This window comes from Pseudomonas sp. H3_E04 (assembly GCF_054668915.1).
Map to the genome: position 1 here is coordinate 3,352,311 of NZ_CP162797.1, position 13,454 is coordinate 3,365,764.

Sequence of the window (13,454 nt, forward strand, 5' to 3'; positions counted from 1 at the left end):
GAACGATCGTTTGGTTTTTAGTTGCTGCTGTCGCTATAGAAATCCGCGCTTGGTCAGAAGTTCAGCGTTTTTTCAGTTATTTCACATTTTTTTTACAAGTCGAAGTTTTGCACATTCGACGCAGTTTGGCCCAGCAACGGTAGGATTTTTCTGAGGGATTGTGGATCGGCGCTGGTCCAGAACTTCACCGGCGCGCTTGGTCCGTTTGACAGAATATCGCGCTCGGCAAGCAGCCTTTGCAGCTGCCGGGCCACGGCAGCTCCGGTATCGATCAGGCTGATATCGTCGGCGATCATCGACCTTAGCAGTGGTTTGAGAAAAGGGTAATGGGTGCATCCGAGGATGATCGTATCGCAGCCATGGGCCACTAGAGGCGTGACGTAACCCTGCAATAAAGTACGCAACTGTGCGCTGCGCAGATCACCCTTTTCGATCAACTCGACCAGCCCCGGACAGGGCTGAGTGATGACTTTTACATCGGCCGCGAAACGATCGAGCAACGCGGCGAACTTCGCGCTCTGCAAAGTGCCGGTCGTGGCCAGAACGCCAACCACGCCGCTTCGTGTGGCCGCTGCGGCCGGTTTGACCGCCGGCTCCATGCCGACAATCGGCCAGTGCGGGAAATCACGACGCAGATCGGCCACACCTGCCACGGTCGCAGTGTTGCAGGCCAGCACCAAAGCCTTGGCGCCCTGCTCGCGGAAAAAACCGGCTATCACGCTGCAACGCTGACGGATGAATTCCGGGGTTTTTTCGCCGTAAGGAATGTTCCCGCAATCGGCGACATAAAGCAGCGATTCGTTGGGCAGCAAGCGCTGGATTTCGCCGAGGACCGACAAGCCGCCGACCCCGGAATCGAACACGCCGATCGGCGCTTCACGCATGGCGGGCGCCACAGACGCTGCAGCCCGGATCGCGCTTGACGCGAAGCTCACGGAATCGCGAGCCCAAGGCGTCGATCAACAACAGTCGCCCCACCAATGGTTCACCAAAGCCGACAAGCACCTTCAACGCTTCCAGCGCCTGCAAACTGCCAACCAGACCGACCAGTGGCCCGACCACGCCGGCCTCGCTGCAGGTCAGTTCGGCTTCGCTGCCGTGACCGTACAGGCAGTGATAGCAAGGGCTCTCGGCGCGCCGCGAATCAAACACCGACAACTGGCCTTCCAGACGAATCGCCGCGCCGCTGACCAATGGCTTGCGCGCAGCGACGCACGCAGCGTTGACCGCCTCACGGGTAGAAAAATTATCGGAACAGTCAAGCACCAGATCCACACCCTCCACCGCTGCGGCGAGAGAATCTTCGTCCAGCGCCTGGCGATGGGCGATCAGTTGAATCTCGGGATTGATCGCGCCAAGACGCTTGAGCGCCGAGTCGACCTTGGACATGCCGACGCTGTCGGTGTCGTGAATGATCTGCCGTTGCAGGTTGGTCAGGTCGACCGTGTCGAAATCCGCCAGATGCAATTCGCCGACGCCCGCCGCCGCCAGATATAACGCCACCGGCGCGCCGAGGCCGCCGAGGCCGACGATCAGCACGCGGCTGGCCTTGAGCTTCAGTTGCCCGTCGATGTCGATGTGTTGCAGCAGAATCTGCCGGCTGTAGCGCAGCAATTCCTGATCATTCAGCACGGCAGGCGCCCCAGACTGATGCGTTGATGGCCGCCCAGGTCGGTGCGGCTGTGGACTTCCTCAAAGCCGCGAGTGAGCAGCAGATCACGCACGGCTTCGGCCTGATCATAGCCGTGTTCGAGCATCAGCCAGCCACCAGCCTCCAAATGCTCCGGAGCCTGCGCAACAATCAGGCGCAAATCGTCCAGACCATCTTCCCCAGCGACCAGCGCACTGGCCGGTTCGAAGCGTACATCGCCCTCGACCAGATGCGGATCGGCGGCGGCAATGTACGGCGGGTTGCTGATGATCAGATGGAAGCGCTGGCCTTCAAGGGCGCTGAACCAATGGCTGCTCAGCACCGTAGCGTTGTTCAGGTGCAGACGCTGGCGATTGCGTTCGGCCAGGGCCACGGCTTCGAGCACGCGATCGACGGCGGTGACTTTCCACGCCGGGCGCTCGCTGGCCAAAGCCAAAGCAATCGCGCCACTGCCGGTGCCCAGATCGAGGACCTTGGCCGGGGTTGCCGGTAGCAGCTCAAGGGCGGCCTCTACCAGAAGTTCTGTATCGGGACGCGGGATCAGCGTGTGCGGCGCAACTTCCAGATCGAGTTTCCAGAAGCCCTGCTGGCCGAGAATGTAGGCCACCGGCTCACCGCTGCGTCGCCGTTGCAGATATTCGGCAAAGGTCAGCGCAGCCTCGCTCGGCACGATGCGCTCGGGCCATGTGTGCAGGAAGCTGCGCGACTTGCCCAGTGCGGCGGCGAGAAGCAGTTCCGCGTCCAGACGCGCTGTCGGCGAGTCCGGCAGCTCGGCGGCGCGCAACAGGCTGGCGATGATGGTCATTTATTCACCTATCGCTGCGAGTTGGTCTGCCTGATATTCGGCCAGCAACGGCTCGATCACGGCTTCGACGCCACCGGCGAGAATCTCATCCAGCGAATAAAGGGTGAGGTTGACGCGATGGTCGGTGACCCGGCCCTGGGCGTAGTTGTAGGTGCGGATGCGCTCGGAACGATCACCGGAGCCGACCAGCAACTTGCGCTCACTGGCAATCGCGTTGGCTGCCGCTGCGTTTTGCTGATCGTTGAGTTTGGCCGACAGCCACGCCATCGCCCGGGCGCGGTTCTTGTGCTGGGAACGTTCTTCCTGGCATTCGACGACAGTGCCAGTCGGGATGTGGGTAATGCGGATCGCCGAGTCGGTGGTGTTGACGTGCTGGCCACCAGCGCCGGAGGAACGGTAAGTATCGACGCGCAGATCCGCCGGGTTGATCTCGATGGCTTCGCGCTCGTCCGGCTCGGGCAACACCGCCACGGTGCAGGCCGACGTGTGGATCCGGCCCTGGGATTCGGTGGCGGGTACACGCTGTACGCGGTGCGCCCCGGACTCGAATTTCAGCTTGCCGTAGACGTTGTCGCCTTCGATCCGGGCGATGACTTCTTTATAGCCACCGTGTTCGCCTTCGTTCTCCGAGAGGATCTCGACACGCCAGCCACGACGCTCGGCGTAACGCGAGTACATGCGGAACAGATCACCGGAGAAGATCGCCGCCTCGTCGCCACCGGTGCCGGCGCGAATTTCGAGGAAGACGTTGCGCCCGTCATTCGGATCCTTGGGCAGCAACATGCGTTGCAGATCGGATTCGAGGGTGACCAGCAACTCCCTGGCTTCGCGAACCTCTTCCACGGCCATTTCGCGCATGTCCGGGTCGTTGTCCTTGAGCAGCGCCTGCGCGCCTTCAAGATCGCTTTGTACGCCGAGCAGCTTTTTATAGGCGGCCACTACCGGCTCGAGTTCGGCGTACTCCTTGGAATAGGCGCGGAATTTGGCCTGATCGGCAATGACTTCACCGTCGCCGAGCAGCGCGGTCAGTTCCTCGAAACGGTCCTGGAGAATGTCCAGCTTGTTGAGCAGTGACGCTTTCATTGCGGTTTTTTATCCGAAAAACTATCCGGTGAGCCCTCAAGGGCAAAGAGTTCCTGGGCCATGGCCAGCGCATCGAGGCGGCCTTCGGCAGACAGCTTTTTCAACTGCACGCTGGGCGCATGCAAGAGTTTGTTGGTCAGGCCACGGGCCAGTTGCCCGAGCACGTCTTCGGCGTTGCCGCCATTGGCCAGCAGGCGCAGGGCCTTTTGCAATTCTTCGTCACGCAGGCGTTCGCTCTGTTGACGATAGGCCTTGAGCACATCGACCGCCGCCAGTTCGCGCAGGCGCACCATGAAATCGTCGGCGCCGACCGAGACCATCTCCTCCGCCGCTTGTGCAGCGCCCTGACGGCTCTTGAGGTTCTCGGCGACCACCTCGTGGAGATCGTCGACGCTATAAAGATAAACGTCGTCCAACTCGCCGACTTCTGGCTCGATATCTCGCGGTACGGCAATGTCGACCATGAAGATCGGCTTGTGCTTGCGCAGCTTCAGTGCACTTTCCACCGCGCCCTTGCCAAGAATCGGCAACTGGCTGGCGGTCGAACTGATGACGATGTCGCTGCGCACCAGCTCCGCCGGAATGTCCGAGAGCAGCACCGCGTGGGCGCCGAACTGTTCGGCCAGTTGACTGGCGCGCTCCAGCGTACGGTTGGCAACGACGATGCGCTTGACCCCAAGCTCATGCAAATGGCGCGCGACCAGAGTGATGGTCTCACCCGCGCCGATCAGCAGCGCCTGGCTGCGTTGCAGATCACTGAAAATCTGTTTCGCCAGGCTCACTGCGGCAAACGCCACCGACACCGGGTTCTCGCCGATCGCGGTATCGGTACGCACTTGCTTGGCGGCATTGAACGTCGCCTGAAACAGCCGCCCCAGCAACGGGCCGATGGTGCCGGCCTCGCGGGCCACGGCGTAGGCCGATTTCATCTGACCCAGGATCTGTGGTTCGCCCAGCACCAGCGAGTCGAGCCCGGAGGCGACGCGCATCATGTGACGAACGGCCGCATCGTCTTCATGCACATAGGCACTGGCCCGCAGCTCGTCCAGGCTCAGATGGTGATAATCGGCCAGCCAGCGCAGCACGACATCGGCCGACAGCTGATCCTGTTCTATATAAAGCTCACTGCGATTGCAGGTGGAGAGGATCGCGGCTTCGCGGCTGTCGGTCAGTCGGCAGAGCTGCTGCAAGGCCTCCACCAGTTGCTCAGGGGTAAAGGCCACGCGCTCGCGGACGTCTACTGAAGCAGTCTTGTGGTTAATACCGAGTGCAAGGAAGGCCATTCAAGGTCGCTGGTGGTGACGTGAAGCCGGCAATTGTCCTACTTCGAAAGATTCAGAACAACTACCGCTGACTATTGTCCCAATTGTCAGCCCCTATAATGGCCACAATTGAGTCTCGGTTATGTTTGGCCGAAGGCTTGTGTCATGATGATCCGACCGCAGGTTAGTCGTCCTCTTCCTATATGAATAGATCTTCCGCGTTGCTTCTCGCTTTTGTCTTCCTCAGCGGCTGCCAGACCATGGCGCCCGTTGCGCCGGACGGCACCCCGCCGGCCGAAGACACCACGCCCGCGCCTGAAAAGCCCAAGGTTTACAGCTCCTTCAGCGAGGAAACCGTGTTCAGCCTGCTGAGCGCCGAACTCGCCGGCCAGCGCAATCGCTTCGACATTGCCCTGGATAACTACGTGACCCAGGCGATCAACACCCAGGATCCGGGCGTCTCCGAGCGTGCTTTTCGCATCGCCGAGTATCTGGGCGCCGATCAACCGGCCCTCGACACCGCGCTGATCTGGGCCCGCAATGCTCCGGACGATCTCGAAGCGCAACGCGCCGCCGCCGTGCAACTGGCCCGCGCCGGGCGCTACGACGACTCCATGGTCTACATGGAGAAGGTCCTGCAGGGCAAGGGCGATACCCATTTCGATTTCCTCGCGCTGTCGGCCGCCGACACCGATCAGGAAACCCGCAACGGTCTGATGAAAAGTTTCGACCGTTTGCTTGAGCGCCACCCGAACAACAATCAGCTGATTTTCGGCAAGGCCCTGCTGTTGCAGCAGGACGGCGACAATCAAGGTGCGCTGACTCTGCTTGAAGACAATCCGCCGGAAGATGGCGAAATCGCTCCGATCCTGCTGCGCGCGCGCCTGCTTCAGTTGCTCAACCGTGGCGACGAAGCACTGCCGCTGCTGCAGAAAAACATCAAGAAGTACCCGGAAGACAAACGTCTGCGCCTGACTTACGCGCGCATGCTGGTCGAGCAGGACCGCATGGACGACGCCAAGGCCGAGTTCTCCACACTGGTTCAGCAATACCCCGAAGATGACGAACTTCGTTACTCATTGGCGCTGGTGTGCCTGGAAGCCAAGGCGTGGGATGAAGCCAAGGGTTATCTGGAAGACCTGATCGCCCGCGAAAGCCATGTCGATTCGGCGCACCTGAACCTCGGCCGGATTGCCGAAGAACGCAACGACCCGCAAGGCGCGCTCATCGAGTACGCACAGGTCGGCCCGGGCAATGACTATCTGCCGGCACAGCTGCGTCAGGCCGATATCCTGATGAGCAATGGCAAGACCGCCGAAGCGCAGAGCAAACTGGCGGCCGAGCGCGACGAGCAGCCCGATTACGCGATTCAGCTGTACCTGATCGAATCGGAAAGCCTGTCGGCCAACAAACAGGACGACAAGGCCTGGAAAGTTCTGCAACAAGCGTTGCAGAAATATCCGGACGATCTCAATCTGCTTTACACCCGCGCCATGCTCGCGGAGAAGCGCAATGACCTGGCGCAGATGGAAAAAGACCTGCGTCTGATCATCAAGCGCGATCCGGACAATGCCATGGCGCTGAATGCGCTGGGCTACACCCTGTCCGACCGCACTACCCGTTACGCCGAAGCGAAAACCCTGATCGAGCAGGCTCACCAGATCAATCCGGAAGACCCGGCAGTTCTCGACAGCCTAGGCTGGGTGAACTATCGCCTGGGCAATCTGGACGACGCGGAGAAGTACCTGCGCCAGGCGCTCGAGCGTTTCCCTGACCACGAAGTCGCCGCGCACCTTGGCGAAGTCCTCTGGGCCAAGGGCAATCAACGCGAAGCCAAACAAGTGTGGGGCAAGTTCCTCAAGGATCAGCCCGACAGCACCATTCTGCGCAGCACCATCAAGCGCCTGACCGGATCCGAGACTCTTTAACCCATGTTTTTGCGCCACGTTATTGTTTTCAGCTTCATCGCCCTGCTCGCCGGTTGCTCGGGTTTCGGCACTCGCGAATCGGTCGAGGGCCACGGCAGCCCGGCTCAATGGGCAGCTAACAAACAGCAACTGACGGGCCTCGACGGCTGGCAGATCGACGGCAAGATCGGCATCCGCGCACCGAAAGATTCAGGCAGCGGCACGCTGTTCTGGCTGCAGCGCCAGGACTACTACGACATCCGCCTGTCCGGCCCGCTGGGTCGTGGCGCGGCACGCTTGACCGGGCGCCCGGGCAAGGTGTCGCTGGAAGTCGCCAACCAGGGCCGCTACGAATCGCAATCTCCCGAAGCGCTGCTCGAAGAACAGCTCGGCTGGAAATTGCCGGTATCCAATCTGGCCTGGTGGGTTCGCGGCCTGCCGGCTCCGGAAAGCAAAAGTCGCTTGAACCTCGACGCCGACAGCCGTCTGGCCAGCCTTGAGCAAGACGGCTGGAAAGTCGAATACACCGCCTACACTGAACAGAACGGGTACTGGCTGCCCGAGCGCATCAAGCTGCACGGCACCGACCTTGACGTGACACTGGTGATCAAAACCTGGCAACCGCGCAAGTTGGGGCAATAAAGCATGACCGCTGCACGCCTGACCCTGCCCTCGCCGGCCAAACTCAATTTGATGCTGCACATTCTTGGTCGCCGTGAAGACGGTTATCACGAATTGCAGACGTTGTTTCAGTTCCTTGATTACGGCGATGAGATCACTTTCGCCGTGCGCGATGACGGCGCCATTCAGTTGCACACCGAATTCGCCGGCGTGCCTCACGACAGCAACCTGATCGTGCGCGCAGCGAAAATGTTGCAGCAACAATCCGGCTGCTCGCTCGGTATCGACATCTGGATCGACAAAGTGCTGCCCATGGGCGGCGGCATCGGTGGCGGCAGTTCGAATGCGGCCACGACCCTGCTCGGTCTCAACCATTTGTGGCAACTGGGCTGGGATGAAGATCGTCTGGCGGAACTGGGCTTGTCACTCGGCGCCGACGTATCGGTGTTCGTCCGTGGCCATGCGGCGTTTGCCGAGGGCGTCGGCGAGAAACTGACCCCGGTCGAACCCGAAGAACCGTGGTATCTGGTGCTCGTGCCGCAAGTCGCTGTTAGTACGGCAGAAATTTTTTCCGATCCTTTGTTGACACGTAACACACCGCCCATTAAAGTGCGCCCCGTTCCCGAGGGAAACAGTCGAAATGACTGCTTGCCGGTGGTAGCAAGGCGTTATCCAGAGGTACGTAACGCATTGGATTTGTTAGGTAAATTTACCGAAGCAAAGCTCACCGGAACTGGAAGTTGTGTGTTTGGGGGCTTCCCAAGCAAAGCTGAAGCTGATAAAGTCTCGGCCCTTCTGACAGAGACCCTTACAGGGTTTGTAGCGAAAGGAAGCAACGTTTCGATGTTGCATCGCAAGCTGCAGAGTCTGCTCTAAAGGAATCAAGTGCCCGGCACTTGAAAGCAACAGATACAGGGGCGTCGCCAAGCGGTAAGGCAGCAGGTTTTGATCCTGCCATGCGTTGGTTCGAATCCAGCCGCCCCTGCCATTTTCTCTACTCATCCAGGTTACCCTCAGCCTCTAGGTACTGCGCGTGTCCAAGATGATGGTCTTTACGGGGAATGCCAACCCCGATCTGGCTCGGCGTGTCGTACGTCAGCTGCATATCCCTCTCGGTGACATCTCTGTCGGCAAGTTTTCCGACGGCGAAATCACAGCCGAGATCAATGAAAACGTTCGCGGTAAAGACGTCTTCATTATTCAGCCGACTTGCGCTCCGACCAACGATAACCTGATGGAACTGGTAGTGATGGCTGATGCCTTCCGCCGCTCCTCAGCTACTCGTATCACTGCTGTTATTCCTTATTTTGGTTATGCCCGTCAGGATCGCCGTCCGCGCTCCGCACGTGTGGCTATCAGCGCGAAAGTCGTCGCTGACATGCTTACCGTAGTCGGCATCGACCGTGTTCTCACGGTTGATCTGCATGCTGACCAGATTCAGGGCTTCTTCGATATTCCGGTAGATAACATCTACGGCTCCCCGGTTCTGGTGGATGACATTGAAGATCAGCGCTTCGAAAACCTGATGATCGTGTCCCCGGACATTGGTGGCGTCGTGCGTGCACGGGCTGTTGCCAAGTCGCTGGGCGTCGATCTCGGGATCATCGACAAACGCCGTGAGAAAGCCAATCACTCTGAAGTGATGCATATCATCGGTGATGTCGAAGGGCGTACCTGTATTCTCGTCGATGACATGGTCGATACCGCCGGCACCCTGTGCCATGCGGCCAAGGCCCTGAAAGAGCATGGCGCAGCCAAGGTCTTTGCCTACTGCACACACCCTGTGCTGTCGGGCCGGGCCATCGAGAATATCGAAAATTCCGTGCTGGACGAGCTGGTGGTCACTAACACCATCCCGCTGTCCGCTGCAGCACAAGCCTGTGCACGTATCCGTCAACTGGATATCGCACCGGTTGTTGCCGAAGCGGTTCGCCGCATCAGCAATGAAGAATCGATCAGCGCGATGTTCCGTTAAGGGCCTGCCCTTCGCGAAATGTCTCGTTGACGAAAAGCGCCCCGCCCCGGCATTCCTGTCGGGGCGGGGCTTTTTTTGCCCATACCGTGTTCGGCGCTGGTCGCAAACGCCACTCGGTCATGGCTATTTTGGAGATACAAAATGAACGATTTTACTCTGAATGCTGAAGTGCGTTCCGACCTGGGGAAAGGTGCGAGCCGCCGCCTGCGTCGTCTCGCCGCTCTGGTTCCAGCTGTTGTTTACGGTGGCGAAAAAGCCCCTGAATCCATCAGCATGCTGGCCAAAGAAGTTGCCAAACTGCTCGAAAACGATGCTGCCTACAGCCACGTTATCGAACTGAACGTTGGCGGCAAAAAGCAGAACGTCATCATCAAAGCTCTGCAACGTCACCCGTCCAAGGGTCACGTTATGCACGCTGACTTCGTACGCGTCGTAGCCGGCCAGAAACTGACCGCTATCGTGCCTGTGCACTTTGTTGGTGAAGAAGCTCCGATCAAGAAAGGCGGCGAGATCTCGCACGTCCTGAACGAAATCGAAGTAACTTGCCTGCCGAAAGATCTGCCTGAGTTCATCGAAGTCGACCTGTCGGCTCTGGAAATCGGCGCAATCGTTCACCTGTCCGACCTCAAAGCCCCTAAAGGCGTTGAGTTCGTTGCACTGGCTCACGGTGACGACAAAGCTGTTGCAAACGTACACGCTCCACGCGTTGCTCCAGAAGCTGAAGAAGGCGCAGCAGAGTAATTCACTCTGCCATGCCGGAGTGAGCAAGTAACATCGCGGACTGGAACGTAGCGAGAAAGCGGGCGAGAACGCGGAGTTTACATCCATGGTAAATGAGCATTTTTCGTCCACTTTCGCCGCTTTCCCCGATCGCGGCGATGTTATCCACCACTCCAAGGAAGGGCCCCTATCGTGACTGCCATCAAACTGATCGTTGGCCTGGGAAATCCAGGCGCTGAATACGAACAGACCCGGCATAACGCAGGGGCCCTTTTTGTTGAGCGCATCGCCCACGCACAGAATGTGAATCTCGTGGCCGATCGCAAATATTTCGGCCTGACCGGGCGCTATTCGCATCAGGGTCAGGATGTTCGTCTGCTGATTCCCACCACCTACATGAACCGCAGCGGCCAGGCCGTGGCGGCACTCGCCGGTTTCTTCCGCATCAAGCCTGAAGAAATCCTCGTGGCGCATGACGAACTCGATCTGCCTCCGGGCGTTGCCAAGCTCAAGCAGGGCGGCGGCCATGGCGGTCACAACGGGTTGCGCGACATCATTGCGCAACTGGGCAATCAGAATACGTTCTACCGCCTGCGGCTTGGCATCGGCCACCCGGGCGTTGCCAGTATGGTTTCAAATTTCGTCCTGGGTCGTGCGCCACGCGCCGAACAGGAAAAACTCGATGCCAGCATCGACTTTGCCCTCGGCGTGCTGCCGGATATCCTCGCCGGGGAATGGAACCGCGCGATGAAAAACCTGCACAGCCAGAAGGCCTGACTTTTACCCGAGGGGAAACACCATGGGATTCAATTGCGGCATCGTCGGCCTGCCTAACGTCGGCAAGTCCACCCTGTTCAACGCCCTGACCAAATCCGGTATCGCGGCCGAGAACTTCCCCTTCTGCACCATTGAGCCGAACAGCGGCATCGTGCCGATGCCGGATCCGCGTCTGGAAGCTCTGGCGGCTATCGTCAATCCGAAGCGCATCCTGCCGACCACCATGGAATTCGTCGACATCGCCGGCCTCGTCGCTGGCGCCTCGAAAGGTGAAGGCCTGGGCAACAAGTTCCTCGCCAACATCCGCGAAACCGACGCTATCGCTCACGTGGTGCGCTGCTTCGAAGACGACAACGTGATCCACGTGTCGAACAGCGTCGACCCGAAACGCGACATCGAAATCATCGACCTGGAGCTGATCTTCGCCGACCTCGACAGCTGCGAGAAGCAACTGCAGAAAGTCGCGCGCAACGCCAAGGGCGGTGACAAGGACGCCGTCGTTCAGAAGGCTCTGCTCGAGCAACTGATCGCGCACTTCACCGAAGCCAAGCCGGCGCGCAGCCTGATGAAGAACATGAGCGCGGACGAGAAAGCCGTGATCAAGGGCTTCCACCTGCTGACCACCAAACCGGTCATGTACATCGCCAACGTTGCCGAAGACGGTTTCGAGAACAACCCGCACCTGGACGTGGTCAAGGCCATTGCCGAAGAAGAAGGCGCCATGGTGGTTCCGGTGTGCAACAAGATCGAAGCGGAAATCGCCGAGCTCGATGATGGCGAAGAAAAAGACATGTTCCTCGAGGCCCTGGGCCTGGAAGAGCCTGGCCTGAACCGTGTGATCCGCGCCGGCTACGAAATGCTCCATCTGCAGACCTACTTCACCGCTGGTGTCGAAGAAGTCCGCGCCTGGACCGTCAAGGTCGGTGCCACCGCACCACAGGCCGCTGGCGTGATCCACACCGACTTCGAAAAAGGCTTCATCCGCGCCGAAGTGATCGCCTACAACGACTTCATCCAGTACAAGGGCGAAGCCGGCACCAAAGAAGCCGGCAAGTGGCGCCTGGAAGGCAAGGATTACATCGTCAAGGACGGCGACGTGATGCACTTCCGTTTCAACGTGTAAGCGTTACGCCCAAGAAAAAGCCGCGTTTGATACGCGGCTTTTTTTTGTCTGCGATCTGACACTGTACCTGTGGGAGCGGGCTTGCTCGCGAAGGCGTCGTGTCAGCTGAGCATTCGTCAACTGACACACCCATTCGCGAGCAGGCTCGCTCCCACAGTTCGATTCGTCTGTTCAGGCCTTTTTGGTACGCGGCAAAAAGATCGCCAACACACCAAACAACGGCAAGAACGAGCAAAGGAAATACACGTACTCAATCCCGTGCACATCCGCCAGATGTCCGAGCAGCGCCGCGCCAATTCCGCCGAAACCAAACATCAGGCCAAAGAAAATCCCGGCAATCATCCCGACATTGCCCGGCACCAGTTCCTGCGCGTACACCACGATCGCCGAGAATGCCGAAGCGAGAATGAAGCCGATCACCACGCTGAGAATGCTGGTCCAGAACAGATCGACATGCGGCAGGATCAGGGTGAAAGGCGCTACGCCGAGGATCGAAAACCAGATCACAGCCTTGCGCCCGATCTTGTCGCCAATCGGCCCGCCGAAGAACGTCCCCGCCGCCACCGCGCCCAGGAAAAGGAACAAGTGCAGCTGCGAGCTGGCCACCGACAGGTCGAACTTCTCGATCAGGTAGAAGGTGAAGTAGCTGGTGAAACTGGCCATGTAGAAATATTTGGAGAACACCAGCAGCCCCAGCACCACCAGCGCACTGGTCACCCTGCCCTTTGACAAGCCGTGCGTCGCCGCCTGGCCGGCCTTGAGCTTGAACAGGTTGAGGTGATTGGCGTACCAGCGGCTGATGCGGTACAGCACGAACAGTGCAAACACTGCGAACAGACCGAACCACGCCACATTGCCCTGGCCGAAGGGAATGATGATCGCCGCCGCCAGCAGCGGGCCGAACGCGGAACCGGCATTGCCGCCGACCTGGAAGGTCGATTGTGCCAGACCAAAGCGCCCACCCGAGGCCAGTCGCGCAACACGCGAGGCTTCCGGGTGAAAGGTCGACGAGCCGATACCAATCAGCGCCGCCGCCAGCAGAATCAATGGGAAGCTGCCGACCACCGACATCATCAGAATGCCAATCAAGGTACACACGGTGCCCGCCGGCAACAGCCACGGTTTCGGGTGACGATCAGTGTGATAACCGACCCACGGCTGCAACAGCGACGCGGTCAACTGAAAGGTCAGGGTGATGAGGCCGACCTGAGTGAACGTCAGGCCATAGTTGGCTTTGAGCATCGGGTAGATCGACGGGAGCACCGACTGGATCAGGTCGTTGATCAAATGCGCCAGCGCCACCGCGCCGATGATGCGCATCACCAAGGGGCTGCTTTGCGGAGCAGCGGTCGCCGAGGCAGCGGCGGTCTGAACGTTGCTGATAGCCATGGAAATTTCCGGACAGCAGATGGGTGCCCGCAGGCAGGTGCGCCAATGTGCCATTTTTCGGTGCGCCAGCGCTATCCCCTTAGCCAGCTAACTAAGTTATTCACGACTCTTCACCCTGCGTAGGAGCTGCCGAAGACTGCG

13 protein-coding genes and 1 tRNA gene are annotated in these 13,454 nt (G+C 59.5%); 8 read left to right on the forward strand and 6 right to left on the reverse strand.

Annotated elements, in window-relative coordinates; all coding sequences use genetic code 11:
- Positions 1-92: 92 nt before the first annotated feature.
- The 5 genes from murI to hemA are packed head-to-tail and all read right to left on the reverse strand — an operon-like array spanning position 93 to position 4,822.
- Positions 93-884 (reverse strand): glutamate racemase, encoded by a 792-nt coding sequence (gene murI / locus AB4N53_RS15050; RefSeq protein WP_460121425.1) that lies wholly within the window; start codon positions 882-884, stop codon positions 93-95.
- The gene (locus AB4N53_RS15055) at positions 877-1,632 is read right to left on the reverse strand and encodes a molybdopterin-synthase adenylyltransferase MoeB (RefSeq protein ID WP_460121427.1); all 756 of its coding nucleotides are present in this window, start codon (positions 1,630-1,632) and stop codon (positions 877-879) included. The genes murI and AB4N53_RS15055 overlap by 8 nt, the downstream gene beginning before the upstream one ends.
- Positions 1,626-2,456, reverse strand: coding sequence for a peptide chain release factor N(5)-glutamine methyltransferase (gene prmC / locus AB4N53_RS15060; RefSeq protein ID WP_460121429.1), 831 nt, complete (start codon positions 2,454-2,456; stop codon positions 1,626-1,628). Before prmC ends, AB4N53_RS15055 begins: the two co-directional genes overlap by 7 nt.
- Positions 2,457-3,539 (reverse strand): peptide chain release factor 1, encoded by a 1,083-nt coding sequence (gene prfA / locus AB4N53_RS15065; protein WP_460121431.1) that lies wholly within the window; start codon positions 3,537-3,539, stop codon positions 2,457-2,459.
- Positions 3,536-4,822 carry a glutamyl-tRNA reductase gene (hemA, locus tag AB4N53_RS15070; protein ID WP_016773209.1) on the reverse strand — a complete coding sequence of 429 codons (1,287 nt, stop codon included), beginning with the start codon at positions 4,820-4,822 and terminating at the stop codon, positions 3,536-3,538. Before hemA ends, prfA begins: the two co-directional genes overlap by 4 nt.
- Positions 4,823-5,004: 182 nt before the next feature.
- On the opposite strand from hemA, the gene AB4N53_RS15075 reads away from it, so the two are divergent.
- The 8 genes from AB4N53_RS15075 (at position 5,005) to ychF (ending at position 11,924) form a co-directional block, all read left to right on the forward strand.
- The gene (locus AB4N53_RS15075; RefSeq protein ID WP_460121433.1) at positions 5,005-6,729 is read left to right on the forward strand and encodes a tetratricopeptide repeat protein; all 1,725 of its coding nucleotides are present in this window, start codon (positions 5,005-5,007) and stop codon (positions 6,727-6,729) included.
- 3 nt (positions 6,730-6,732) lie between these two features.
- Positions 6,733-7,350 carry a lipoprotein insertase outer membrane protein LolB gene (lolB, locus tag AB4N53_RS15080; protein WP_042609700.1) on the forward strand — a complete coding sequence of 206 codons (618 nt, stop codon included), beginning with the start codon at positions 6,733-6,735 and terminating at the stop codon, positions 7,348-7,350.
- Between the two features lie 3 nt (positions 7,351-7,353).
- On the forward strand, positions 7,354-8,205 hold the full coding sequence (gene ispE / locus AB4N53_RS15085; RefSeq protein WP_460121435.1) for a 4-(cytidine 5'-diphospho)-2-C-methyl-D-erythritol kinase: 852 nt from the start codon (positions 7,354-7,356) through the stop codon (positions 8,203-8,205).
- Between the two features lie 37 nt (positions 8,206-8,242).
- A tRNA-Gln gene (locus AB4N53_RS15090) sits at positions 8,243-8,317 on the forward strand.
- Positions 8,318-8,362: 45 nt separating this feature from the next.
- Positions 8,363-9,304: a ribose-phosphate pyrophosphokinase gene (locus AB4N53_RS15095; RefSeq protein WP_003171603.1), complete on the forward strand. Its 942-nt coding sequence runs from the start codon at positions 8,363-8,365 to the stop codon at positions 9,302-9,304.
- A gap of 141 nt (positions 9,305-9,445) precedes the next feature.
- A complete protein-coding gene (locus AB4N53_RS15100) occupies positions 9,446-10,045 on the forward strand; it encodes a 50S ribosomal protein L25/general stress protein Ctc (RefSeq protein WP_310868415.1) in 600 nt (199 codons plus the stop codon).
- A 171-nt stretch (positions 10,046-10,216) separates the two neighbouring features.
- Positions 10,217-10,801 (forward strand): aminoacyl-tRNA hydrolase, encoded by a 585-nt coding sequence (pth, locus tag AB4N53_RS15105; RefSeq protein WP_016773203.1) that lies wholly within the window; start codon positions 10,217-10,219, stop codon positions 10,799-10,801.
- 22 nt (positions 10,802-10,823) lie between these two features.
- Complete coding sequence (gene ychF, locus AB4N53_RS15110) at positions 10,824-11,924, forward strand: redox-regulated ATPase YchF (protein ID WP_103306068.1); 1,101 nt, start codon at positions 10,824-10,826, stop codon at positions 11,922-11,924.
- Positions 11,925-12,095: 171 nt separating this feature from the next.
- Here the strand turns inward: ychF and AB4N53_RS15115 are convergent, their stop codons facing one another.
- A complete protein-coding gene (locus tag AB4N53_RS15115; protein ID WP_039761258.1) occupies positions 12,096-13,313 on the reverse strand; it encodes an MFS transporter in 1,218 nt (405 codons plus the stop codon).
- Between the last annotated feature and the right edge of the window lie 141 nt (positions 13,314-13,454).

What these genes read in the sequence shown, in the direction of transcription:
- murI (WP_460121425.1), bottom strand. Translation starts at nt 884, where the DNA reads ATGCGTGAAGCGCCGATCGGCGTGTTCGATTCCGGGGTCGGCGGCTTG.
- prmC (WP_460121429.1), bottom strand. Translation starts at nt 2,456, where the DNA reads ATGACCATCATCGCCAGCCTGTTGCGCGCCGCCGAGCTGCCGGACTCG.
- prfA (WP_460121431.1), bottom strand. Translation starts at nt 3,539, where the DNA reads ATGAAAGCGTCACTGCTCAACAAGCTGGACATTCTCCAGGACCGTTTC.
- hemA (WP_016773209.1), bottom strand. Translation starts at nt 4,822, where the DNA reads ATGGCCTTCCTTGCACTCGGTATTAACCACAAGACTGCTTCAGTAGAC.
- AB4N53_RS15075 (WP_460121433.1), top strand. Translation starts at nt 5,005, where the DNA reads ATGAATAGATCTTCCGCGTTGCTTCTCGCTTTTGTCTTCCTCAGCGGC.
- lolB (WP_042609700.1), top strand. Translation starts at nt 6,733, where the DNA reads ATGTTTTTGCGCCACGTTATTGTTTTCAGCTTCATCGCCCTGCTCGCC.
- ispE (WP_460121435.1), top strand. Translation starts at nt 7,354, where the DNA reads ATGACCGCTGCACGCCTGACCCTGCCCTCGCCGGCCAAACTCAATTTG.
- AB4N53_RS15100 (WP_310868415.1), top strand. Translation starts at nt 9,446, where the DNA reads ATGAACGATTTTACTCTGAATGCTGAAGTGCGTTCCGACCTGGGGAAA.
- ychF (WP_103306068.1), top strand. Translation starts at nt 10,824, where the DNA reads ATGGGATTCAATTGCGGCATCGTCGGCCTGCCTAACGTCGGCAAGTCC.
- AB4N53_RS15115 (WP_039761258.1), bottom strand. Translation starts at nt 13,313, where the DNA reads ATGGCTATCAGCAACGTTCAGACCGCCGCTGCCTCGGCGACCGCTGCT.